This is a genomic window from Paenarthrobacter sp. C1 (genome assembly GCF_049315185.1).
In the GTDB taxonomy this organism is placed as follows: domain Bacteria; phylum Actinomycetota; class Actinomycetes; order Actinomycetales; family Micrococcaceae; genus Arthrobacter; species Arthrobacter nicotinovorans.
Window position 1 is genome coordinate 1,804,337 of record NZ_CP186052.1, and the last position, 23,965, is coordinate 1,828,301.

Genomic DNA, 23,965 nt, shown 5'->3' on the forward strand with positions numbered 1-23,965 from the left:
ACGATCCTAAACGAGACAGGGAAGGGGCCCGAATCCCCGGTGGGATGCGGGCCCCTCCCGAGGGTGCTGCAACAGGCCTAGCCGAACGTGCGCTGACGTGCCTTGATCGATTCGACGTAGCGCTTGGTGTCCTCGTACATACCGTACTTGCTCACCGAATACTGTCCCTGGTAGTAACCGGCAATGGCCGTATCGAGATCCTTGCTGGTGGCCACCAGGACGCGGATGATCGCGACGCCGGCCGTGGCGTTGTCGTAGGGGTCCAGGAGGTTGAGTTTCCGGCCAACCAGGTCAGAGGCCCACTGGCCGGAGGACGGAATGACCTGCATGGTGCCAATGGCGTTGGCCGGGGAAACGGCCCGCTGGTCAAAACCGGATTCCTGCTCTGCGAACGCGAGGGCCAGCGACGGGCTGACGCCCATGCGCCGTGCCGTGTCAGCCACAATGGTCTTCATCTCAGCGCGGCTGGGCACCGGCGAAGCGTTGAGGAGTGCCTTGTTTTCATTCGCGGAGCTGACCACGGCCGGGGGATAGGTGAACCCCAGGAATGTGCTGGGCACCAGCGGTGTGGTCTCTCCGGCAGGCTGCAGGCTGCCGCCGGGGATGGTCAGCTTCTGGCCGGGGTAGATGACCGTGCTGGCGTTCACGTTGTTGGCCGACATGAGTGCGGAGAGCGAAACGCCCAACCGTGAGGCGATGGAGCTGAGGGTGTCGCCGGCCTTGATGGTGTAGGAACCCGTGCTTGCCAGGGGGGCAGGTGCTGGTGCCGGCGCTGGTGCGGGTGCCGGAGTTGCGGGCGCGGACGGCGCCGATCCGCCACTGACCTTGATTTTTTGGCCCGGGTAGATGATGGAGCTGCCATTGAGGTTGTTCCAGCTGAAGATGCTGGACAGCGGAACGCCGTGCTTGGCCGCAATGCCGCCGAGGGTATCGCCGGAGACAACCGTGTAGACGGTGGCGGTGCTCGCGGTGCCGGAGGCAGGCGGGGCGCTGGGCGCCGGGGCCGACGCAGCCGTTCCGGTGAGCTTGATGCTCTGCCCCGGGTAGATCAGCGTGGTGGGGGTCAGGTTATTCAGCTGGAGCACCGCGGACGTGTCGAGGTTGAAACGTCGGGCGATGGCGCTGATGGTGTCGCCTCGAACCACGGTGTAGCTGTCCGGGGTTGCGGGGGCCATCGGGCGGAGCGCCGCGGGAAGCGTGGCGGCCACTGCCTGCGCGGGGATCACCGTACCGGTCGTGACTGCCTGGGCCTTCATGGCGGCAGCGAGCGTGGCCGGTATTTTGCGGGGTTGGGGTGCGGGCGCTGCGATGGACGGTTGGGCCAGCGCAAGCGACGACAAAACCACAGCGGGAAGCGCGGCCGTGGTTGCCGCGATAACGGGCATGCTCATGGTTCGTTTCGGCGAGCGGGGCGTCGTCATGAAGGAGTCCTCATCTCAAACAGCGGGGGTTGATTGTTAACGCTGTTGTCAGTGTTGCCAATGTTACTTATGTTATCAATGGTGCAAGTGTGATCAGTGTGAATCTCTCATACTTATTCCGTGGACACAACAATTCCCGCGGGGGAAGATTCTTGATGCCATTTGTTGGTATGGGAATTGCAGGTAATAAGGGCTTCGACGTGGTCCCTTTCGGGCTCCGGCTAGGCGACGGGTGGGCCGGCATGGCAACCTTGATCCGTGAGTAATGTAGAAAGCCTTGTTTCCGAGTGGTTGCCGCTTCCGGATGTTGCCGGGTTGCTGGAAGTTTCCATCACCAAAGTCCATGGACTTTTGGATGAGCGTGCGCTCGTCGCCGTCAGGCGGGGAGAACGGAATATCCGCTCCGTCCCGGCCTTGTTTATTCAGGATGGCCATGTTGTGGACAGCTTGAAGGGGACCATTGCGGTCCTTAGTGACGCCGGCTACAACGACGAAGAGTTGATCACCTGGCTGTTCACTCCCGATGAATCACTGCGTGGCCGTCCCATTGACGCCTTGCGTGAGGGGCGTAAAACGGAGATCAGGCGCCGCGCCCAGTCCCTGGCCTGGTAATTGCGCCGGTTCACTTCCTAAAGCGGCAACTACTTAAAGCGACGACGACGGCGGTCCCCAAACCGCCGTCGTCGTCTCATGCCTTCTTTGCCTTGCTCCGCGCGGCTGACCTGCGCCCGGTGTCAGGCTGCGCGGCTGACGGCCGCTTCGGCCAGTTCTCCCAAAGCCTGCAGCGGGAGTGCATCCAGTGGCAGGCGTTCCAACGCTTCGAATGCGTCAGTGCTCAGCTGCGCGATCAGCGATTCCGTCGCGTCCAGAGCCCCGCAATCAACCATGAGATGGCGGATCCTGGCAACGTCCTCCTCAGCGAGTTCCGGGTTCCCCAGCATGCGGTCAAGGTAATCGGCTTCGGCCGCCGAAGCCTGATTAAGGGCAAAGCCAACCAGCACAGTGCGCTTGCCCTCCCGCAGGTCATCTCCGGCCGGCTTTCCTGTCGTTGCTGGGTCTCCAAAGACCCCAAGAACGTCATCGCGCATTTGGAACGCTTCACCGAGCGGGAGCGAAAAACCGGAGTACCCGGCAAGTAGTTCCGTGGAAGCGCCGGCAAGGGCACCGCCCAATGCCAACGGATGTTCCGTGGAGTACTTGGCTGACTTGTAGCGGATGATGGAGCGGGCCCGGTCCACCGATCCCGCCCGGTCGCGCACGGGGCCGGCCACCTCTTCAAGGATGTCAAGGTATTGACCGGCCATCACCTCTGCCCGCATCACGTTGAAGATGCGGCGGGCAGGGCTTCCTGAAACGGCGCGGGGCCCAATCCCGGTAAAAGCCTCTTCGCTGAAGGATAGACAGAGGTCACCGGTCAAAATTGCGGCAGCATCTCCAAAATGTTCGCTGTCCAGGGCCCAGCCGTTCGTTTCATGAAGCTGGCTGAACCGTTTGTGCACGCTTGGGCCGCCGCGCCGCGTATCGGAACGGTCGATGATGTCGTCGTGTATCAGTGCCGCAGCCTGGAAAAGTTCCAGGGCACATCCGGCTGTGACAATGTCCGCGTCGCCGGCGGGGCCGCCTGCGCCGCGCCAACCCCAGTAGCACATCAACGCCCTCAGCCGCTTGCCGCCGGTTACCAACGTCGAGATCGACCCGATGAGCGGATCGACGTCGGGTGAAACGGTAGCCATGACGTCGCGCTGTCCCGACAGGAAACTGCTGAGGCTGCCGGCGACGCCTTCAATGTATAGGGCCTGCTCTGACGCGACGGGGGACGCTGACGTCACTTGATGGACCCGGCTGCCACATTGGCACCGATGGTGAAGGTAGAGACGCCTTCCTTTTGCATGATCGAGACATTCACTGTTTCACCATCACCGCGGACAAAGTCCAGGGAGGTGACGTTGCCCACCGCTTCCGGTCCGGGGACAAGCTTAAAGCCCTGGGCCTCGAGCGAGGACTTGTAGTAGTCCACTACGCCCTGCGGAGGTGCTTTGACGGTCCCTACCAGCGCCACGGTGGCCAGGGAGGCGTTCTTGTCGAAGCTGCTGGACCGTACCGAGGTCTTTGGCATGACGGGAATGAGCTTCTCAGGGAATCCGGGAACAAGCGCATTGACCGTGGCCGTGGCATTGGGGTCGGGTGCGCTGGACTCGGTGAACCCGGTGGTTTCAGGCGAGGGGGTGCTGCTCGCCGAAGACGCTGTCCCGGAGGGTGAGGGCGCCGGCGAAGCTGACGAAGATGAAGCAGCGCCGGTGGATGACGGAGCCGCCGAACCGCTGGGGGACGGCGTGCATGCGGAGACCGCCACTGCGACACTGACTGCGAGCAGGGCAAACCCTCGCGATTGAGGAGTTCCAAAGAGCTTCACAGGGTATCCTTCCTGGGGCTGAGCCGGACTTTGCCTCCAGTTTAGTCAGTGCCCGGGCATAGTATTGCCGTTGTGAGGCAGGAAGCACCCGGCGGCGAGTCAAGCGCTGGACACAGACCGGCCCGCAGCGCTGAAGAGGCCCTGCGGGAATTGAGGCGAACCAGCATCCTGCACGTGGATATGGACGCATTCTTTGTCTCCGTCGAACTCCGCGGCCGTCCCGAACTGCGGGGCAAGCCCGTGATCGTGGGATTCCCCGCGGACAGGTCCGTGGTCCTCTCTGCTTCCTATGAAGCCCGGGCCACAGGGGTCAAGTCGGCCATGCCGATGTCCATTGCGATGAGGCGCTGTCCAGCGGCGGTCGTCATCAATCCCCGCCACACTCTGTACTACGAGGTCTCAGCGCAGCTCATGGAGATCTTCGGGTCCATTACGGACCTGGTGGAGCCTTTGAGCGTGGACGAAGCTTTCCTGGACGTTGGCGGGGCCATCCGCCGGCTGGGCACGCCCTTGGAAATTGGCCACCTCATCAGGCGCAGGGTCCAATCAGAGCTTGGCATCACGGCTTCCGTGGGGATTGCCGGCACCAAGTTCGTTGCCAAGATCGCCTCCACCCGGTGCAAACCCGACGGCATTTTGCAGATCGACGCCGAAGACACCCTTTCCTACCTTCACAGCCTTCCTGTCAGCGCCCTCTGGGGTGTGGGTGGCAAGACCGGGGAGGTCCTGGCGCGTATGGGCATCCGAACGGTCGCCGATGTGGCCGCCACACCCTTGTCCTCGCTGAAGAAGGTTCTTGGCGCAAGCGGGGAACATGTGTACAGGCTCTCCATGGGAATTGATCCCCGTCCAGTGACGCCCACCAGGGTTGAGAAGAGCATTGGTGCTGAAGAGACCTTCTCCGTAGACACAGCAGATGAAGAACTGCTGCACAGGGAGTTGTTGAGGTTGTCCCACCGGACGGCCAGTCGTCTCCGGAGTTCCGGAATGCTCGCACGGACGGTCGCCTTGAAGCTCCGGTATGCCGATTTCTCCACGGTGTCCCGGAGCCGCACTGTGCACACGCCGGTAGACAGTGCCCAGTTGATCTACCAGGTGGCCATGCAGCTGCTCGACTCCTTGGGCCCGCGTTCCATGAGCGTCAGGCTGGTGGGAGTGCGGGCGGAGCAATTGGAACCGGCAGGTCAGACGTCGATGCAATTGAGCCTGGACCGCCGGGATGACAACTGGCGGGCAGCCGAGCAGGCCCTGGACAGGGTTTCCCAGCGATTTGGTTCCAAAACCCTGCTTCCGGCCCGGCTCCTGGAACCCGGTAAACCTGCCTCGGAGGCCTGAACCCTGTGACCTTGGTCCCGCACGGCCCCAGGCGTCTTTCAGAACGGCCCCGGACAAACTATCCTATTTATTACAGAGATTTAGATCGTCTGGACAAACTGTTTCCTGAACAGTCGGCCCTGAGGTATCCGCTGAACCAAGAGGGTATTTTGGGAACGAAATTCTTGGTCCGATCGTTGGGGTAAACAGACGCACAGGACGCGTTATGTCCAGACGCTGGCTGACTAAAGGAGGTCGCGATGCCCCTCTCGGAGCACGAACAGAAGCTGCTTGAGCAACTTGAAAAGCAACTTCATGAGGACGATCCGAAGTTTGCCAACACCATGGGTTCGGATCCCATCCGCAGCTGGTCGACCAGGCATGTCATCATTGGCGTCCTTGGGGCAATCGCCGGCATTCTTCTCCTGCTGGTCGGCGTCTCGCTGCAGGCGATACCTGTGGGTGTCCTCGGCTTCATAGTCATGGGTGCTGGCGTGTACTTCGCGACGTTGCGTGGAGCGGCTTTCGGGAAATCCGGTAAGGGAAAGCCCGCCAAGGCCAAGCCCAAGAGCACCTTCATGAGCAGCCTCGAAGAGCGCTGGGATGAACGACGCCGCGACGACCACTGACGGAGGGCGTGTCACTTCTCCCGGCAGCAGGCCATCGTGAGTCAGTCGCGCCCCTGAGCCCGCTCGTGGATTAAACACTTCCAAAGCTTTGACAAGGACCCGCCAAGCGGGTCCTTTCGCATTTAAGGGTTGCAACGCCCGGCCCCTCCATTTCCCACCACCAGCTCCACTTTCCTCCCGCCGAAAGCGGTTTTGGGGTGCAGAGCGCTTCCCAGGCGCCTTTCAGCTTCCCGGCGCGGGACTTGGACGTCGGCCGACGTGTCGATACCTCCACTTCACTCCACCCCCGGAAAACCCGCGGCAATTCGGCCCCGAGGAATCTCAAAGTGGTGGAGAAACGCCCACGAGTGCGTTGACTGTGGTGCGTTGTGGAGTAAAGTGGAGCACATAAGAGGGTAGTGGCAGTGTTGGGTATGTACGGGCACCTTGACTGAGGGGCGGTGGGGCCAGTGTTTCTGGGCACTCACTCGCCGCGTCTCGATGAAAAGGGCCGGATCATACTTCCCGCCAAGTTTCGTGAGGAGCTTGCAGAGGGACTGGTCCTCACAAGGGGCCAGGAGCGCTGCATCTACGTCTTCAGCCAGAAGGAATTCGAACGTATCCACGAGTCGATGCGGGAAGCGCCATTGTCTTCCAAGCAGGCACGTGACTACATCCGGGTCTTTCTGTCCGGAGCCTCGGACGAAGTACCTGACAAGCAGGGGCGCGTGACCATTCCACCGGCGCTCCGTGCATACGCAGGCTTGGGAAGGGAGCTGGCAGTGATTGGTGCCGGCACCCGGGCCGAGATCTGGGATGCAGACGCTTGGAACGAGTACCTCAACGAGAAGGAAGCAGCCTTCTCGGAAACGGATGACGACAATCTGCCCGGGTTCATCTAACCGGTCGGTGGAAGCAGTACCGCTTCTTGAATGGGATCTCCAGCCGCCCATCGGACAGTCTTCCTGGCTCAACTTCCCCTGAGCCAGGCCGGCGGACGATAGGCGCGGATGGGGATCCGGTTCAAGAATCACCATGCACGTAACTGAGGAAAGAGGAGGCAGCGTGGAAGAGCAGGACGCGGCAAAGCCCACATCGGAGCGCCACGTGCCCGTCCTGAAAGACCGCTGCATCAACCTGCTCGCTCCCGGCTTCGAAGCTGCCAGGAGCAGGGGAGAGACTCCTGTTGCCATCGATGCGACTCTCGGCATGGGCGGGCACTCCGAAGCGATGCTGCAGCGCTTTCCCGATCTTCACCTCGTTGGCATTGACCGGGACGAAGAAGCACTTTCACTGGCCGGGGCCCGGCTGGAGCCCTTTTCGCAGCGCACTGACCTTGTTCACGCCGTCTATGACGAGATCGAGGACGTGCTGGCTGACCTCGGAATTCCGGAGGTCCACGGCATCCTGATGGACCTGGGAGTTTCCTCGCTGCAGCTGGACGAACGCGAACGTGGATTCGCCTACTCCTATGACGCTCCTCTGGACATGCGCATGGACACGAGCCGCGGGCAGACCGCCGCCGACGTCGTGAACACCTACAGCGAAGAAGATCTTGTCCGCATCATCCGCAAATGGGGCGAGGAGAAGTTCGCCGGACGGATTGCCAACAGGATCGTCAACGCGAGGGCGGAGAAGCCATTTGCCACCACGGGCGAGCTCGTGGAGCAGATTCGCAGCGTGGTTCCTGCCGCCGCAGCGAAAAGCGGGGGACACCCTGCCAAGCGCACCTTCCAGGCTTTGCGCATCGAGGTCAACGAGGAACTCGATGTCCTGGAACGCGCAGTTCCGGCCGCAGTGGCCGCCACGGCGTTGGGTGGCCGCGTGGTGGTGATGTCCTATCACTCGCTGGAAGACAAGATCGTCAAGTCCGTATTCCAGAAGGGCTCGAAATCCTCGGCGCCACTCGGGTTCCCGGTGGAACTTGAAGAACACAAAGCTGAATTGAAGACAATCACCAAAGGCACGGAAGTGCCCACAGCGGCAGAAATCGCAGAGAACCCGCGCGCGGCTTCTGCGCGGCTGAGGGCCGTCGAACGCATCAAATCGAGGAGAGACGCATGAGCAACGCCGCAGCGAGGACTTTGCCCTCCGTGGTGGGCAACACTGCCCGCGCGCTTCCAACACCGGCAGGGAAGCCGGATGTCGCCCGCCGGCCGCGCACGCCGCTCTCCGTTGTACGCAGTGCTCCCGGCAGGCGCAGGACCCCCTTCGTGGTTCTGTGCTTCGTGGCCATGGCAGCGGCGCTCCTGACGGTCCTGGTGCTGAACATCTCCGTGTCGACGGCGCAGTACCAGCTGGTGCAGCTCAAGGCGCAGGCCGCGACCCTTAACAAGGAAAACCAGGACCTGACACAGAAGAAGCAGAACTTCGAAGCTCCCCAGAATCTGGCCGCCAAGGCTACAGAATTGGGTATGGTTCCTTCCACGGTCAAAGGCCAGATCGACCTGAACACCATGACGGTGACCGGGAAGGCTACTCCCGCAGTCAAGGGCGACAACCCCGGGGCTGTTCTTGCTCCTCCGGCCGTCGGGGGCGTATTGGATGTTGTTCCCTCGGTGACCACCAAGGATCCGTTGGAGAACCTCAAGCCAGTCACCCCCGCGGCGCCGGCAGCGTCGGCCGCGCAGGCAACTGCGCCGGCAGCTCCGGCGTCCCCGGCAGCGAAACCGCCGGTGGATCTTCATGGAGGGTCGGTCCCGGCCCCCCAGCAGAAGACTCCCGGACAGTAGTCCATCCGTCCACTGAACCAAGGCCAGCAGCAAGGAATCAACGTGGCTCAGAACCCCGGCACATCGAATAAAACGAAGACGCCGGCGGCACGAAGGCGGCTGCGCGTTGGGCTCGGCATCATGCTGACCCTGCTGCTGGTGGTCGGGGGCAAGTTGTTCATGGTCCAGGGCCTGGACATGGGCGGGATGGCCGAGGCTGCCCTTGCCAAGCGCCTGACCCCCCAGGTCCTCCCTGCTGAGCGTGGGCAGATCCTGGACGCGAACGGCACTGTTCTGGCCAGCAGCGTCATCCGGTACAACATCGTCGTCGACCAGACCGTGAATACGAACACCGAGACGTTCCACCGCTACAACGAGAAAACGGAAAAGCTCGACGAAATCACGCGTGACCAGGGCATTGCTGATCTTGCGGCCTTGCTCGGGACCGACGTCGCCAAGGTCCGGGAGTCCCTGACGGGGGATAAGCGCTACTTTGTGGTCGCCAAGGACATCAAGCCTGAGCTGGAGGACCGGATTACCAAGCTCTACATCCCGGGACTCAAAGCTGAAGGCATCAGCAAACGCGTCTACCCGAATGGCAGCGTGGCCGGCGGGGTAGTGGGTTTCCTCAAGGACGGGACCACCGGCCAGGCGGGCATCGAGCAAACCCAGGACGAGATTCTCCGCGGTACTGAAGGCAAGCGCGTCTTCGAGATCGGTGCCGACGGCCTCCGTATTCCCGTGGCCACTGACGAACTGACACCCGCCGTCGACGGCAGTGACGTCAAACTGACCATCAATACCGACATCCAGTACTTCGCTCAACAGGCTATTCAGAGCCAGGTCAACAAAATGAATGCCGAGTGGGGTTCGATCGTCGTGATCGACACGAAGACCGGCAACCTCATCGCCCTGGCCGACACCAATGCCCCGGACCCGAACGACCCCGGCAAAGTCGACGCCAAGGACCGTGGCGTGCGTTCGGTGACTGCCGCCTACGAGCCCGGCTCCGTCCAGAAGATGATCACCGCTGCGGCGGCAATCGAGGAGGGCAAGTCCTTCCCGCTGGACCACTTCACCATTCCGCCCGCATACACCATTGACGGACAGACCTTCACGGACGCTTTCGAGCACGGCACCGAAGAACGCACCCTCGCCGGCATCCTGGGCTGGTCCATGAACACCGGCACCGTGATGGTCGGGAGCCGCCTGAGCAAAGAGCAGCGGTATGACTGGCTGAAGAAGTTCGGCATCGGAGAGCAGACGGACATCGGGCTGCCGGCCGAAGCGACGGGCATCCTCGCCACGCCAGACCAATGGGATGAACGCCAGCAGTACACGGTGCTCTTCGGGCAGGGCGTGTCGCAGTCGACGCTGCAGACGGTCCGGGCCTTCCAGAGCATCGCCAACAACGGGGTGATGCTCCAACCCCGGCTGATTGACGGTTACATCGGCCCCGACGGCCAGGAGCAGAAGGCCCCTGCCAAGGATCCGCGCCAAGTGGTCTCGAAGGAGACCGCCCAACAGGTCAGGGACATCCTGGAGAGCGCAGTGACCGAGGGACAGATCAAGGATGCCGCCATCGACGGCTACCGTGTCGGCGCCAAGACCGGTACGTCCCAAGCCCCGCGTGAGGACGGACTGCCGGGCTTCGATGGCTACACTGCCTCGATGGTTGGCATGGCCCCCATGGATGACCCCCGGTTCATCGTGGAAGTGGTCTTGCAGCGCCCCAAGGGAAACATCTATGGAGTCACCAACGGCCCGGTGTTCCGGTCAGTGATGGCACAGGTCCTGAGGACCTACAACGTGGCCCCATCCACCGGGACTCCCGCGCGGCTGCCCCAGTTCGTCAAGTAAGCTTCTTGGGCGTCTGTTTCGGTCACCATTCGATCCACCACTAACGGCCCGGGCGCCGCTGGCCCCCGGCCGGTCGTTCCACGAGCACCAACGGAGAACCACGTGTCAGAGCACAAAGAGGCAGCTTCCAATACCGCGACGCCGGATGCCGGACGGTCAGCTTTCCGTCCCGCATCCGTTGCTGCGGTGCCCCTGGCGGCCATAGCGGGAGCGCTGGGAGTAACGGCTCCTGACGGCAGCCAGGACCTTGGCGTCACCGGCATCACGCTCAATTCCCGTGCCGTTGAACCGGGCGATCTCTACATGGCCTTGCCGGGCGCCACGCGCCATGGTGCCGATTTCGTACCCCAAGCCGTGGAGGCCGGTGCCGTCGCAGTGGTTACGGACGACGCCGGTGCACGCCAGCTTGCGCTGGCAACCGAGCAGCCCGTCCCTGTCCTCATCATTGCGGAGCCGCGGGCCGCCGTCGGGCCTTTGTCCGCGCTGATCTATCGCAGCCAACCGGAGGATGCGGCCTTCCCGTCGCTTTTCGGCGTCACGGGGACCAATGGCAAGACCACCACCACTTACTTCATCAACTCGCTGCTGCGTGCCTTGGGCAAGCAGCCGGGCCTGATCGGGACCATCGAGATAGTGGCCGGCGGAGAACCCATCCCGAGCCTCCTGACCACTCCGGAGTCCCCGGATGTCCACGCACTGCTCGCATTGATGCGGGAGCGGGGCCTGGACGCGGCGTCCATGGAGGTTTCATCGCACGCGATCTCCTACCGCCGGGTGGACTCTGTCATGTTCGACGTCGCAGGATTCACCAACCTCACCCAGGACCATCTGGACCTCCACGGCAGCATGGAGGAGTACTTCAACACCAAGGCCGAACTCTTCACCGCCGGACGCGCACGCCAGGCTGTTGTCACGGTCGACGACGAATGGGGCCGCAAGCTTGCCGCCCTGGCGGACATTCCGGTCACCACGCTTTCAGCGGCTTCTTCCAGTGGCGCCCTGGATGCTGACTGGCACGTCGCGTCCATCAACCCGCGCGGGTTGGGTTCGGAATTCGAACTGCACCACACGGACGGCCGGACCTTGCGGGTCCACACCGGCTTGCCGGGCGACTTCAACGTGGCAAACGCGGCGTTGGCTACCGTCATGGTCCTGGCGTCCGGGGTGAATGAATCCGAGCTCCAGGACGCCTTGGATGCCCACGATCCTTTTACGGTTGCTGTTCCCGGGCGCATGCAGCTCGTCTCCACGGAGCCCGCCGCCGTTGTTGATTTTGCCCACAATCCCGATGCCCTGGCCCGTGCGCTGATGGCGGTCCGGTCACCGGAGGAAGAGTCGCGCGTCATCGTGGTTTTTGGCGCCACAGGACAACGTGACCAAGGTAAAAGGCCTACCATGGGCGCAATCGCGGCCCGTCTGGCCGACGTCGTGATTATCAGCGATGACGACCCCCACGATGAGGATGCCGCCGCCATCCGCGCTGAGGTGCTGGCGGGCGCCTTTGCTGCGCGGGAGGGAGAGAACCTGGGCAGCGAGATCATCGAGTCCTACCCGAGGGATGCTGCCATCCGCCTCGCCGTTGACCTGGCGACGGCGAAGGACACCATCCTCATCGCAGGACGCGGCCACGAGGTGTGGCAGGAAGTACAAGGCGTAAACCTCGCCCTGGACGACAGGGTCGAGTTGCGGGCCGCCTTGACATCCAAGGGATTCAGCGTTTCATCCGACCAGCGGATAGAGTCCTAAACCGAGATGATTGCACTTACTGCGGCGGAGATCGCCGACATCACCCATGGCCGTTTGACCGGAGATCCGGGCATCGTGCCCTCCTCTGTGGTTACTGACTCACGGGAGGCGACGCCCGGCTCGTTGTACGTGGCCAAACCCGGCGAGCACGCCGATGGCCACGACTTCGTCGACGCCGCGTTTGAGCGTGGCGCCGTTCTGGTCCTCGCCGAACGTGAGGTGACCGATGCCCACGGCAGCCCATATCCCGCCGTCGTGGTCGATGACGCTGTCCTGGCCATGGGCGCCCTGGCGGCTGAAGCGGTCCGGCGCATCCGGGCCGACCGCGAACAGCGCGGCGAGCAGTTCACGGTTATTGGGATCACCGGCTCAGCCGGCAAGACCACCACCAAGGATCTCCTTGCCGGCGTGTTGTCGACGGCAGGCGCCACTGTGGCGCCACAGGGTTCGTACAACGGCGAGGTGGGTGTTCCGCTCACGGTTTTTGCCGCTGACACCGATACGCGCTTCCTTGTCATCGAGATGGGTGCCACCGGCCTGGGCCACATCAAGTACCTCGCGGAGATGGTCAAGCCGGACATCGGTGTAGTCCTGGTAGTCGGGACCGCCCATGCCGGCGAATTCGGCGGTGTGGAGAACATCGCCAAAACCAAGGGTGAACTGGTCGAAGCCCTTAGCGAAAACGGCACTGCGGTCATCAACCTCGACGACGGCCGCGTAGCTGCCATGCGCGCCCGCACCAAGGCCAAGGTCCTGGGGTTCACGGCCTCGCCCGCTACGACCGAAGAGGTGGAAGCCCGCAACGTCGTGGTCAACGACCAGGGCTTCCCCGACTTCGACCTCATACTTCCCGACGGCGGTCCTTCTGTTCCGGTGCGGAGCCGCCTGATCGGTGGCCACCACATGACCAACCTGCTCGCAGCTGCGTCAGCGGCTTTTGCGGCCGGGATTCCAGCCGTCGACATCGCCTCGTCACTCAGCTCCCAGTCGGCAGCCAGCCGTTGGCGCATGGAGCGAACAGAACGTGAAGACGGCGTGACCATCATCAACGATGCCTACAACGCGAACCCGGAATCCATGCGCGCTGCTCTGCGCACTCTTGCAGACCTTGGACAAGGCAGGAGGACCTGGGCTGTCCTTGGCGCCATGCTCGAGCTGGGCGAAGACTCCATCCGCGAACACACTGCGGTTGGCACTCAGGTGGTCCGGCTGAACATCTCCAGGCTGGTGGTGGTGGGACGCGAAGCCCGCGCCCTCTATGTCTCTGCCATCCAGGAAGGCTCCTGGGGGGATGAATGTTCCTTCACCGAGACTGTGGAGGAAGCATACGAACTCCTGCAGAACGAACTCAGACCAGGCGACCTCGTGTTGTTCAAGTCCTCCAATGGTGTGGGGCTCAGGCACTTGGGGGATCGGATAGCATTACCTCCACGGGCCGAGCCCACCGGAGAAAGCGCGGCTGAAGCTGCCGCAAGCGAAGGGAACGAGCAGCTGTGATTGCACTTTTGATCGGCGCCGGCGTCGCCCTTCTGGTGGCCTTGATAGGCACACCCCTCTTCATCAGGTTCCTGGTAGCCAAGAGTTACGGGCAGTTCATCCGCGATGACGGCCCCACTTCGCACCACACCAAGCGCGGCACCCCCACCATGGGCGGGACCGTCGTGGTGGCGGCTGTGCTCATCAGCTACTTTGTGACGCACCTGATCATGTGGATGATGAACCCGCGGTCCGCCGGGCCATCGGCGTCAGGTCTTCTTCTGCTGTTCCTCATGGTCGGCATGGGCTTCGTGGGATTCCTGGATGACTACATCAAGATCTCGAACAAACGCAGCCTGGGCCTGAACGCCCGAGCCAAACTCATCCTCCAGGCAGCCGTTGGCATCATCTTCGCCGTGCTGGTCCTGCAGTTCCCGAATGAGGACGGGCTCCGTCCGGCCTCGACGCAGATCTCGCTGGTACGGGATATTCCCTGGCTGGATCTCGCCTTCGGCGGGACAGTACTGGGCGCTATCTTGTTCATTGTCTGGTCCAACCTGATCATCACGGCAGCAACCAATGGCGTGAACCTGACAGACGGCCTGGACGGGCTGGCCGCCGGAGCATCCATCATGGTCTTCGGCGCCTACACCATCATGGGTATCTGGCAGAACAACCAAGCATGCGGTTCACCCAAGGAAGCGGGCAGCGGGTGCTACCAGGTCCGCGACCCCATGGATCTGGCCTTGCTCGCGGCCATCCTCAGCGCAGCCCTGGTCGGGTTCCTCTGGTGGAATACGTCACCGGCCAAGATCTTCATGGGCGACACCGGCTCGCTGGCCATCGGCGGGGCCGTGGCAGCATTTGCCATCCTTTCCCGGACTGAGCTGCTGTTGGCTTTCATCGGCGGCCTGTTCGTGCTCATCACCCTGTCGGTCATCATCCAAGTGGGCTTCTTCAAGCTCTCCGGCGGTAAACGGGTGTTCAAAATGGCCCCGCTCCAGCACCACTTCGAACTGAAGGGCTGGGCCGAGGTCACCGTGGTGGTCCGCTTCTGGATCCTCGCCGGGCTGTTCGTGGCCGCAGGCCTGGGAATTTTCTACGCTGAATGGGTGGTGCTGCTGTGAACGAGGGTTCTGGAACCATGTCCTCTTCATCCGACCGGCTCAAGGAGCTGACCAGCTGGGATTCCAACTGGAGCGGGCTGCGGGTCGTGGTGACGGGTATCGGCCTGTCCGGCTTTTCCGCTGCCGACACCCTGATTGAGCTCGGAGCCAAGGTAGTAGTGGTGGACGCCGCAACCACCGACAAAGCCAAAGCTCAGGCAGATACCCTGAAAATCGTCGGCGCCGTTGACGTCCTGCTGGGGGAGGACGCTGTCAGCACCCTCCCGCTGATTGAGGACAGCCTGCCCGACCTCGTGGTAACTTCTCCCGGCTGGCGGCCGGATCAGGCCTTGCTGGCGGCGGCCAAGCGCAAGCACATCGCCGTGTGGGGCGACGTCGAATTGGCGTGGCGTCTCCGGGTCCGTGAAGGGCGCAAGACCACCGACTGGCTGACCATCACCGGCACCAACGGCAAAACCACCACGGTGGGCATGACCGAGTCAATGCTGCAGGCTGCCGGCTTGAAGGCCATCGCGGTCGGCAATGTTGGAACGCCGATCCTGGACGCCCTGCGGGACCCGGTCGACTATGACGTCTTTGCTGTGGAACTGTCCAGCTTCCAGCTGCATTGGAGCGACTCGCTCTCACCGGTGGCAAGTGTGTGCCTCAATGTCGCCGAGGACCATGTGGACTGGCACGGTTCCTATGCGTCCTACCTCGCGGACAAGGCCAAGGTGTACGAGAACACCCAAAAGGCAGCGATCTACAACGCCGAGCAAATCGAAACCGAGCGCATGGTCGAGAATGCGGATGTTGTGGAGGGTTGCCGGGCCATCGGTTTTACCACCAACACGCCTGCCATCAGCATGCTGGGCGTCGTGGACGGTCTGCTGGTGGACCGCGCTTTCATCGCCGAACGCAAGGATTCGGCAGCGGAACTGGCCGCCATGACAGATCTTGGCCCGGTGGCCCCGCGCCACATGGTAGCGAACGCGCTGGCCGCCGCGGCATTGGTCCGGGCCTACGGTGTGGAACCCTCGGCTGTGAAGCAGGGACTGGTCAACTACCTCCCCGGCGCGCATCGGATCCAGCTGGTGGCCAAGCACAACGACATCCTGTGGATCAACGACTCGAAGGCGACGAATCCGCATGCGGCATCGGCGGCACTCTCGGCCTTCCAGAACGTGGTGTGGATTGCCGGCGGCCTGTCCAAGGGCGTCAACTACGACGAGCTGGTCAAGGAACATGCACCACGGCTCAAGGCTGTAGTGCTCATCGGAACCGATACAGCTCCGCTGGAAGCCTCCCTCCAGCGACACGCGCCGGATGTCCCGGTGATAGCCCAGGCCAAGGGTGACACTGAGAGTGTGCAGACCGCAGCCGGTAACGCCGCTTCGCCAATTTTCGGCGAGACCATCATGGCCCAGGCCGTGGCGTCCGCAGCCGGAGTGGCAACCTCGGGCGATACCGTCCTCATGGCACCAGCGGCTGCATCCATGGATCAGTTCTCTTCCTACGCTCACCGTGGCGACGCATTCGTCCAGGCAGTTCGCGAGCTTGTGGAAGGGCAGGCACAGACCACCGAGGAGTAACAATGGTCAGCACGCCCACCCGCACCCGCGGAAAAGAGCCACGGGACGGGAAGAACAAGGCCACGCCCCGGGCCGCCAGGCAGCCCAAAGGGTTACGCCGGCACTGGCGCAGCTTCTGGGAGAGCCTAGAGGGCAAAAGCAAGGCGCCCAACAGCTCCACTTATTACCTCATTCTCGGTTGTGCCCTGGCGTTGACGGCCATTGGCATCATGATGGTGTTGTCCGCTTCCAGCGTCGAAGCCATCTCGGAGGGAAAGTCCCCCTACGCGGATGCGTTGAAGCAGGCCGTGTTCGGCGTCGTCGGCCTGGTCGCCATGTACGTCATTTCACGAACCAACGTGAACTGGATGAAGAAACTTTCCTGGTGGGCTCTTGGCGCCGTCGTGGTCCTCCTGGCCTTGGTCCAGGTCATGGGCAACAGCGTCAACGGAAACAAGAACTGGATCGACATCGGCGGTGTCACACTCCAGCCTTCGGAGATGTCCAAGCTGGTCCTTTGTGTCTGGATTGCCGCCGTGCTTGCCCGGAAACAAAAGCTCCTTAACCGGTGGATGCACGTGATCATCCCGGTTGTGCCGGGTGCCGGACTGGTCATCGGTTTGGTGATGCTCGGTAATGACCTCGGAACAGTCATTGTCATTGCGGCCATCGCCGCCGCAGGGCTCTACTTCGCCGGCGTTCCGGGGCGCATGCTCGGCATCGCCGGCGCCGTGGGTATCGTCGGGGCTGTGCTGGCCACCGTCAGCAGCTCCAACCGGATTTGCCGCATCACGTCATGGCTCGGAACGGCGTCCGCGACGTGCACCGAACAATTCGACTTCGATTTCCAGTCAACGAACGGCATGTACGGCCTGGCCCAGGGTAGCTGGACAGGCCTGGGCCTTGGCCAGAGCAGGCAGAAGTACAACTGGCTTCCGGAAGCCCACAACGACTTCATCTTCGCCATCATCGGTGAGGAGCTCGGCCTTATGGGAACCATTGTGGTCCTGGTGCTGTTTGCCATCCTGGGCATTGCGATTTTCCGGGTCGTGGTCCGCCAGACAGACCCGTTCCAGCGGACCCTTGCCGGCGGCATCATGGTGTGGCTCCTGGGCCAGGCGAGCATGAACATGGCGGTGGTAACGCAGTTGCTGCCAGTGGTGGGAGTGCCTCTGCCGTTCATCTCATATGGCGGTTCGGCGCTGATCATGTCCCTGTGCGGTGTGGGCGTAGTGTTGTCCTTGGCCCGCGGCCAGCTGCCACCCCAGCAACGTCCACGATTCCTGCCGCGCCGCTCACCCAAACCCGCACGAAAGCGTACCTAGCACTTCATGACTTCTGATTCCCACGCGACCAAGCCTTTGTCCGTCGTCCTCGCAGGCGGCGGAACTGCCGGGCACATCAGCCCTTTGCTCGCCATTGCTGATGCCATCAGGGAAAAGCGTCCGGAGGCGTCCATCCTGACTGTTGGCACGCCGTCGGGAATGGAAACCAGGCTCATCCCGGCGGCCGGTTACGAGCTCGCCACCATTGACCGTGTCCCGTTCCCCCGACGGCCTTCCGTTGATCTGCTCAAGCTTCCGGGCCGCCTGGGCGGGGCAGTCAAGCAAGCCCGCCGGATCCTGGAGAACGCACGGGCCGACGTCCTGGTAGGTGTCGGCGGCTACGTCTGCACCCCCATGTACCTTGCAGCACGGAAGCTCGGCATCCCGATCGTGGTCCACGAAGCCAACATGAAGGCAGGGCTGGCCAACCGGGTCGGCGCCCGGTTCAGCAACCACGTCGCCGTGGCTTTTGCCGGTACCCGCCTGAGGGGCGCACGCCATGTAGGCATGCCCATGCGGCGTGCCATCTCCACTCTCGACCGGAGCGCAGCGGGTCCGGCTGCCAAAGCCATGCTCGGCCTCGATCCGGACCGGCCAGCCCTCATCGTGACCGGAGGCTCTTCCGGAGCGCTCAGCATCAACCGTGCCATCGCCGCAGCTTTGCCTGCCTTCGGGGCTGCAGGGGTCCAGACGCTCCACATCACAGGTGTTGGCAAAGCCGTCAAGAACGACGACGGCGGCCTGCTGGCCGGTGAAGGCTACCGGCAGGTTGAGTACGTGGACGGGATGGAGAACGTCTACGCTGCTGCTGACGTCCTGCTGGCCCGCGCGGGAGCCGGAACGGTCAGCGAAGTGGCAGCAGTCGGCGTGCCGGCGGTCTTTGTGCCGTTGCCGATCGGAAACGGGGAGCAGGCCCTGAACGCGGCTCCCTTGGTGGAAGCCGGCGGTGCGTTGTTGGTCGCGGACCAGGACCTTGACCCGCAGTGGCTGGAACGCGAGCTCATTCCCCTGCTCTCGGACCGTGAACGACTGAACGACATGGCCCGGAAATCCGAGGCCCTTGGTATTAGAAACGCCGATCAGCGCATGGCTGATCTCGTCCTGGAAGCGGTATCCGCATGACCACCAGCATCGCACCCCTTGAGACCCTCGGCCGGGTCCACTTCATTGGTATCGGCGGTGTCGGCATGTCCGCCGTTGCACGCATCATGGTTGCCCGTGGAGTTACCGTAAGCGGCAGCGACGCCAAGGATCTGCCGGTCATGCAGGATCTGGCTGCTGCCGGAGCACGCATCGGCGTCGGATACGACGCGGCAAACCTGGGTGACGCCCAGACCATCGTCGCTGGATCAGCCATCCGGGCCGACAATCCTGAACTCGTGGCGGCACGAAGTGCCGGGCTGCCTGTCCTGCACCGCTCAGAAGGCCTGGCGGCCACCATGGCGGGACACCGGGTGGTCACGGTAGCCGGTACGCACGGGAAGTCCACCACAACTTCCATGGTTGCAGTCCTGCTCAAGGAAGCCGGCCTGGACCCGTCCTTCGCCATTGGGGCGAACGTTCCCGCGCTTGGGGTCAATGCAGCGCATGGCTCCTCGGATATTTTCGTGGCCGAGGCGGACGAATCAGACGGCTCATTCCTGAACTACCAGCCGCTCATCTCCGTCGTGACGAATGTCGAAGCGGACCATTTGGACCACTACGGCACACCCGAAGCTGTCTTTGCTTCCTTCGACGCGTTCGCAGCGCTGCTGCCCGCCGACGGCGTACTGCTGGCGTGCGCCGACGACCCCGGAGCGCTGGCACTCGCCGAACGAACAGCGGCCAAGGAAAGCACCCGGGTCTTGACGTACGGAACGTCACCCGACGCCGACATCAGGCTCCACGATGGTGGACCCGGAGAGGTGTCGGTGGGTCTTGGCGACGACATTCACCGCCTCGAACTCCAGGTACCCGGACGCCACAACGCGCTCAACGCAGCGGCTGCCTTCGCCGTCGCGCTTGAACTGGGGGTGGCCCCTGCGGCTGCCGCGGCAGCGCTGGGACACTTCACTGGAGCCTCGCGCCGGTTCGAGCTGAAGGGGCAGGGGAGGAGCGTGCGGGTCTACGACGACTACGCTCACCACCCCACGGAAGTCCGTGCCGCCCTGTCTGCTGCCCGTTCGGTAGCCGGCGGCCACAAAGTCCACGTTCTCTTCCAGCCGCACCTCTTCTCGCGCACGCGGGAATTCGCCGGGGAGTTTGCCTCGGCACTCGGGGCGGCAGATACAGCGCTGGTCCTGGATATTTATCCGGCGCGCGAGGACCCGATTCCCGGCGTGACCAGTTCGCTGATCTCCGACCGGCTGTCGAATGGGCGCCTGGTGACCGGGGCCGAGGCCGTGGACGCCATTGCGGCGGTTGCAACGGAGGGCGACGTGGTGATCACGGTGGGGGCCGGGGACGTTACAGCCTATGGTCCCGCCATTGTGGAGGCGTTGGGTGGCTAGCACCCGGAAGCCCACGTTCAAGCCGGCTGCCCGCCAACCGGAACCTGCGGCGGGCCGTTCGGCCAAGCCCGGGGGCCATGACTCCGGCGCCATCATCAGTGCGCAACGGGATCTTGAACCTGACGTGAAACCGGCAGATAGAGCCGGCCGCAAGTTGCCTGGGAAGACCGCTGACAAAGCCCCCGGAAAACCTGCCGGGAAGTCCGGCGGGAAGGCAGGCGCGACGGCAACCAAGTCTGCTGCGTCATCCGGGGACAACATCATTGCGTTCCCCGAACCCAAGCGCAGGCGTCAACGCCGCATCGTGTGGTGGACGGTTTCCGTGGTGACCGCATTTATTGCCGTGCTTATTGCCGGGGCCATCTTCTCGCCGGTATTGGCATTACGGACCATCACGGTTGACGGCACCACCCTGCTGACGCCCGACGCCGTGCAGAAGGCGTTGTCCGGCCTCGAGGGCAAGCCGCTGCCGCAGGTCACTGAGCAGGACATCAATGAGCTCCTCAAACCCCTGGTCCAGGTCCGATCGGCAACGATGGAGGCCCGGCCGCCGTCGGGGCTGTTGGTGCACATCAATGAGCGTGTTCCGGTGGCGCTGTTGAAGCAGGGCGATTCCTACATCATGGTTGACGTTGATGGGGTCCAGTTAGGTGCGACGCAGGATCCCTCCGCCGTGGCACTGCCGTTGATCGATGCTGGTGCCGGATCGACCAATACGGAATTGTTCAAGGCGATCGCCGCAGTCCTGGATACCTTGCCTGCGGATGTCCGGGCCCGGATGTCGACGGCGTCTGCGGTTTCGGTCGACGCCGTGGAACTCAAACTCGTGGACGGAAAGACTGTAGTGTGGGGCAATGCCGAGGACAGGGAGCTGAAGGCGAAGGCACTTGAGGCACTGCTCAAGATGCCTGCCGATCCGAAGGTTCCCGTCAGCGTCTATGACGTCAGTGTTCCCCGGCATCCATTCACCAAATAGGCAGCTTTGACGATGTAAATCCACTGCCGCCGGTAGCCCTTAATTTGCGACATTCCCACGACACGCGCAAGCGGTCATTGCATGTGCGAACCATAGGAAATACCGTCGCAGTAGAGTTACTTGACATAACTATAACCTTCAACTAGAGGGTTAAGGTCCAAGGATTCAAGTTGGACTCGATCAGTTTCGCTATAGGACACAAGCAAGGGGCACGAAACGTGGCAGCACCGCAGAATTACCTGGCCGTCATCAAGGTCGTCGGCATCGGCGGCGGTGGCGTGAACGCAGTCAACCGCATGATCGAGGTCGGCCTTCGGGGAGTCGAGTTCATCGCCATCAATACTGACGCGCAGGCGCTGCTCATGAGCGACGCCGATGTCAAGCTTGACGTCGGCCGCGAGCTGACGCGCGGCCTTGGCGCCGGCGCAAACCCTGAGGTCGGCAAGCAGGCCGCCGAGGACCACGCTGATGAGATCGAAGAAGTTCTCCGCGGCGCTGACATGGTCTTCGTGACCGCCGGCGAGGGCGGTGGCACCGGAACCGGTGGCGCCCCCGTTGTTGCGCGCATCGCCCGCTCCCTGGGCGCGCTGACCATTGGTGTGGTCACCCGTCCGTTCACGTTCGAGGGCCGTCGCCGTGCAGGTTCTGCCGAGGCCGGAATCGACGCCCTCCGCGATGAAGTCGACACTTTGATCGTGATCCCCAACGATCGCCTCCTGTCCATCAGCGACCGCAATGTCTCTGTCCTTGACGCCTTCCGTTCCGCGGACCAGGTGCTCCTCTCAGGTGTCCAGGGCATCACGGACCTCATCACCACCCCCGGCCTCATCAACCTGGACTTCGCCGACGTCAAGTCGGTCATGCAGGGTGCCGGCTCGGCCCTGATGGGCATTGGCTCGGCCCGCGGCGAGGACCGCGCGGTCAAGGCAGCGGAACTTGCCATTGCCTCGCCGCTCCTGGAGGCTTCCATCGATGGTGCGCATGGTGTTCTGCTCTCCATCCAGGGTGGCTCGGACCTCGGCCTCTTCGAAATCAACGAGGCAGCCCGCCTTGTCCAGGAAGTTGCCCACCCTGAGGCCAACATCATCTTCGGTGCTGTTATCGACGACGCCCTTGGCGACGAAGCACGCGTAACTGTCATCGCTGCAGGCTTTGACGACGTCAAGGCCACTTCGCCTTCCATGGACCAGTCCCGTCCGGCCCAGAACCCCGTACCGGCCGACCGCCCTGCTGCGCCGTCCAGCGCGCCGTCGAACGCTGCGGCTCCGCAGCACGCAACGGCTGGCATCGGCGCCGCCGGCTTGAGCAACTGGGGCCAGCAGCGTCCTGCCGCGTTGCCCGCGGACTCAGGCTTCGACGTCGACCTCCCCGCAGTGGTGGAGCCCGATCTTTCGGGCAGCCGCTCGGACGATCTCGATGTTCCTGACTTCCTGAAGTAAGCCACGTTCGGAGAAGAAGTACTTGGTGTTTTTGTGGCGCGATGAGGTCCGGCCCGGCGTCTCCGTAGCATTCACTGATACGGGCGCCGGGAACCTGGCCCTCCACGTGGGGGACAATCCCGGCGACGTGCAGCTCCGCCGTACCGGGCTGGAGCAATCGGCAGGGTTGGGCTCCAAGCGATTCCAATTCATGGACCAAGTGCATGGAAACCATGTGGAGTTCATCGCTTCGCACGGTTCCGGGCCCACCGCCGATGCCATGGTGTCTGCGGCCGTACTGCCCAACGGTGCGCCCCAACCGTTGGCAGTCATGGTCGCCGATTGCGTACCGGTGGTTCTGGTAGGGATCGACTCCGGAGATCGCCCCGTTATCGCCGTGGCCCACGCCGGTCGCCCGGGTGTTGCCTCCGGAATCGTTTCTTCCACGGTGGCCGAAATGCGGCACCGGGGTGCGCTGGATATCCAGGCATGGGTGGGTCCCTCAATTTGTGGAAACTGCTATGAGGTCCCGGAGCAGTTGCGGTCCGAGGTCGCGGAAAAGGTTCCTGCGACGTGGTCTTCCACATCGTGGGGAACTCCTTCCCTGGACCTGTCTGCGGGCGTCCGGGCCCAGATGGACGCTGCCGGCGTTGCCGTGGAGTACCTGGGGGAGTGCACGTTCGAGAGCGACTCGCTGTTTTCATACCGGCGGGACTCCCGTACCGGTCGATTCGCAGGATTGGTGTGGGAGCATGACTAGCCCAGGCAACGGCGACGCCCCGCGGCACGGTGACGCGCGTTCTGCGGAACTTGCGGAGCGTCTCGATGCTGTAAGTCACCGGATCAAGGCCGCTACTGTTGCCGCCGCCCGCTCCGACACTCCCCGGCTGATCGTCGTGACCAAGTTCCATCCCGCGGACGATGTCCGCAGGTTGGCCGCCCTCGGGATCACCGATGTTGGAGAAAACCGCGACCAGGAGGCCGCCGCAAAGGCTGCCGGGCTTACTGAACTGGACATCCGCTGGCATTTCATCGGCCAGCTTCAAAGCAACAAGGCCAAATCCGTGGCCAAATATGCGTCTTCGGTCCAATCGATCGACAGGCCCCAACTGGTTGATGCCCTGGCAAAGGCTGTCGCCCGTGAGCAGGACGCCACGGGCAGGGCAGACCTTGATTGCTTCATCCAGGTCAGCCTGGAGAACGACGCCGGTACCCACCGGGGCGGTGCCGCTCCGGCAATGGTCGGGGACCTCGCCGCCCGGATCGAGTCGGCGGCCGGCCTGCGTTTGTGCGGGCTCATGGCGGTCGCGCCACTCGGCGCGGACCCCGAAGAAGCGTTCGCGAACCTGGCCGGCATTTCTGCCGCACTGCGTGCCGACCATCCGTCCGCGACGGCGATTTCCGCCGGCATGAGCCAGGACCTGGAGGCCGCTGTGAAGTTCGGGGCGACACACCTGAGAATTGGCTCCGATATTCTCGGTTCACGTCCGGCCGTGGGGTAGCGTCAAAGTATTGGAATGACGGGCCGGGG

General features: G+C 63.2%; 22 protein-coding genes. 19 read left to right on the forward strand and 3 right to left on the reverse strand.

The features are described 5' to 3' along the window. Positions 1–77: 77 nt before the first annotated feature. Positions 78–1,421 (reverse strand): LysM peptidoglycan-binding domain-containing protein, encoded by a 1,344-nt coding sequence (locus ACNAOU_RS08535; protein ID WP_026267378.1) that lies wholly within the window; start codon positions 1,419–1,421, stop codon positions 78–80. Positions 1,422–1,679: 258 nt separating this feature from the next. On the opposite strand from ACNAOU_RS08535, the gene ACNAOU_RS08540 reads away from it, so the two are divergent. Further along, positions 1,680–2,033: an Rv2175c family DNA-binding protein gene (locus ACNAOU_RS08540; RefSeq protein WP_018779279.1), complete on the forward strand. Its 354-nt coding sequence runs from the start codon at positions 1,680–1,682 to the stop codon at positions 2,031–2,033. 122 nt (positions 2,034–2,155) lie between these two features. On the opposite strand, the gene ACNAOU_RS08545 is transcribed toward ACNAOU_RS08540, so the two are convergent. Beyond that, the gene (locus ACNAOU_RS08545; RefSeq protein ID WP_064723220.1) at positions 2,156–3,250 is read right to left on the reverse strand and encodes a polyprenyl synthetase family protein; all 1,095 of its coding nucleotides are present in this window, start codon (positions 3,248–3,250) and stop codon (positions 2,156–2,158) included. Continuing rightward, a complete protein-coding gene (locus tag ACNAOU_RS08550) occupies positions 3,247–3,537 on the reverse strand; it encodes a hypothetical protein (protein ID WP_018779281.1) in 291 nt (96 codons plus the stop codon). The genes ACNAOU_RS08545 and ACNAOU_RS08550 overlap by 4 nt, the downstream gene beginning before the upstream one ends. Between ACNAOU_RS08550 and ACNAOU_RS08555 the strand changes: the two genes are divergently transcribed. The 18 genes from ACNAOU_RS08555 to ACNAOU_RS08640 all read left to right on the forward strand — a co-directional run bounded on the left by ACNAOU_RS08555 (position 3,536) and on the right by ACNAOU_RS08640 (position 23,936). Next, positions 3,536–3,814, forward strand: coding sequence for a hypothetical protein (locus tag ACNAOU_RS08555; protein ID WP_306765510.1), 279 nt, complete (start codon positions 3,536–3,538; stop codon positions 3,812–3,814). The two genes, ACNAOU_RS08550 and ACNAOU_RS08555, sit on opposite strands and share 2 nt — an antisense overlap. 92 nt (positions 3,815–3,906) lie before the next feature. Continuing rightward, complete coding sequence (dinB, locus tag ACNAOU_RS08560; RefSeq protein ID WP_422758420.1) at positions 3,907–5,169, forward strand: DNA polymerase IV; 1,263 nt, start codon at positions 3,907–3,909, stop codon at positions 5,167–5,169. 239 nt (positions 5,170–5,408) lie between these two features. Beyond that, the gene (locus ACNAOU_RS08565; RefSeq protein WP_039240730.1) at positions 5,409–5,777 is read left to right on the forward strand and encodes a DUF3040 domain-containing protein; all 369 of its coding nucleotides are present in this window, start codon (positions 5,409–5,411) and stop codon (positions 5,775–5,777) included. A 449-nt stretch (positions 5,778–6,226) separates the two neighbouring features. Further along, complete coding sequence (mraZ, locus tag ACNAOU_RS08570; protein ID WP_018779285.1) at positions 6,227–6,658, forward strand: division/cell wall cluster transcriptional repressor MraZ; 432 nt, start codon at positions 6,227–6,229, stop codon at positions 6,656–6,658. Between the two features lie 133 nt (positions 6,659–6,791). Then, positions 6,792–7,820, forward strand: coding sequence for a 16S rRNA (cytosine(1402)-N(4))-methyltransferase RsmH (gene rsmH / locus ACNAOU_RS08575; RefSeq protein WP_051088534.1), 1,029 nt, complete (start codon positions 6,792–6,794; stop codon positions 7,818–7,820). After that, positions 7,817–8,488 carry a hypothetical protein gene (locus tag ACNAOU_RS08580; RefSeq protein WP_039240731.1) on the forward strand — a complete coding sequence of 224 codons (672 nt, stop codon included), beginning with the start codon at positions 7,817–7,819 and terminating at the stop codon, positions 8,486–8,488. Before rsmH ends, ACNAOU_RS08580 begins: the two co-directional genes overlap by 4 nt. A gap of 42 nt (positions 8,489–8,530) precedes the next feature. Continuing rightward, positions 8,531–10,327 (forward strand): peptidoglycan D,D-transpeptidase FtsI family protein, encoded by a 1,797-nt coding sequence (locus ACNAOU_RS08585; protein WP_018779288.1) that lies wholly within the window; start codon positions 8,531–8,533, stop codon positions 10,325–10,327. A gap of 102 nt (positions 10,328–10,429) precedes the next feature. After that, positions 10,430–12,073, forward strand: a complete 1,644-nt coding sequence (locus ACNAOU_RS08590; protein ID WP_422758421.1) for a UDP-N-acetylmuramoyl-L-alanyl-D-glutamate--2,6-diaminopimelate ligase — start codon at positions 10,430–10,432, stop codon at positions 12,071–12,073. 6 nt (positions 12,074–12,079) lie between these two features. After that, on the forward strand, positions 12,080–13,570 hold the full coding sequence (locus ACNAOU_RS08595; RefSeq protein WP_039240734.1) for a UDP-N-acetylmuramoyl-tripeptide--D-alanyl-D-alanine ligase: 1,491 nt from the start codon (positions 12,080–12,082) through the stop codon (positions 13,568–13,570). Then, the gene (gene mraY, locus ACNAOU_RS08600) at positions 13,567–14,676 is read left to right on the forward strand and encodes a phospho-N-acetylmuramoyl-pentapeptide-transferase (RefSeq protein ID WP_018779291.1); all 1,110 of its coding nucleotides are present in this window, start codon (positions 13,567–13,569) and stop codon (positions 14,674–14,676) included. The genes ACNAOU_RS08595 and mraY overlap by 4 nt, the downstream gene beginning before the upstream one ends. Further along, on the forward strand, positions 14,658–16,247 hold the full coding sequence (gene murD, locus ACNAOU_RS08605) for a UDP-N-acetylmuramoyl-L-alanine--D-glutamate ligase (RefSeq protein WP_422758422.1): 1,590 nt from the start codon (positions 14,658–14,660) through the stop codon (positions 16,245–16,247). Before mraY ends, murD begins: the two co-directional genes overlap by 19 nt. A gap of 2 nt (positions 16,248–16,249) precedes the next feature. Then, the gene (gene ftsW / locus ACNAOU_RS08610) at positions 16,250–17,551 is read left to right on the forward strand and encodes a putative lipid II flippase FtsW (protein ID WP_422758423.1); all 1,302 of its coding nucleotides are present in this window, start codon (positions 16,250–16,252) and stop codon (positions 17,549–17,551) included. Between the two features lie 6 nt (positions 17,552–17,557). Beyond that, entirely contained in the window at positions 17,558–18,673 is a 1,116-nt protein-coding gene (murG, locus tag ACNAOU_RS08615; protein WP_018779294.1) for an undecaprenyldiphospho-muramoylpentapeptide beta-N-acetylglucosaminyltransferase, read from the forward strand. After that, the gene (murC, locus tag ACNAOU_RS08620) at positions 18,670–20,040 is read left to right on the forward strand and encodes a UDP-N-acetylmuramate--L-alanine ligase (protein ID WP_422758424.1); all 1,371 of its coding nucleotides are present in this window, start codon (positions 18,670–18,672) and stop codon (positions 20,038–20,040) included. Before murG ends, murC begins: the two co-directional genes overlap by 4 nt. Beyond that, positions 20,033–21,016 carry an FtsQ-type POTRA domain-containing protein gene (locus tag ACNAOU_RS08625; RefSeq protein WP_422758425.1) on the forward strand — a complete coding sequence of 328 codons (984 nt, stop codon included), beginning with the start codon at positions 20,033–20,035 and terminating at the stop codon, positions 21,014–21,016. Before murC ends, ACNAOU_RS08625 begins: the two co-directional genes overlap by 8 nt. Before the next feature lie 218 nt (positions 21,017–21,234). After that, on the forward strand, positions 21,235–22,455 hold the full coding sequence (gene ftsZ / locus ACNAOU_RS08630; protein WP_018779297.1) for a cell division protein FtsZ: 1,221 nt from the start codon (positions 21,235–21,237) through the stop codon (positions 22,453–22,455). A 25-nt stretch (positions 22,456–22,480) separates the two neighbouring features. After that, complete coding sequence (locus ACNAOU_RS08635; protein WP_422758426.1) at positions 22,481–23,194, forward strand: polyphenol oxidase family protein; 714 nt, start codon at positions 22,481–22,483, stop codon at positions 23,192–23,194. Further along, positions 23,187–23,936 carry a YggS family pyridoxal phosphate-dependent enzyme gene (locus tag ACNAOU_RS08640; RefSeq protein ID WP_422758427.1) on the forward strand — a complete coding sequence of 250 codons (750 nt, stop codon included), beginning with the start codon at positions 23,187–23,189 and terminating at the stop codon, positions 23,934–23,936. Before ACNAOU_RS08635 ends, ACNAOU_RS08640 begins: the two co-directional genes overlap by 8 nt. Positions 23,937–23,965 lie beyond the last annotated feature (29 nt).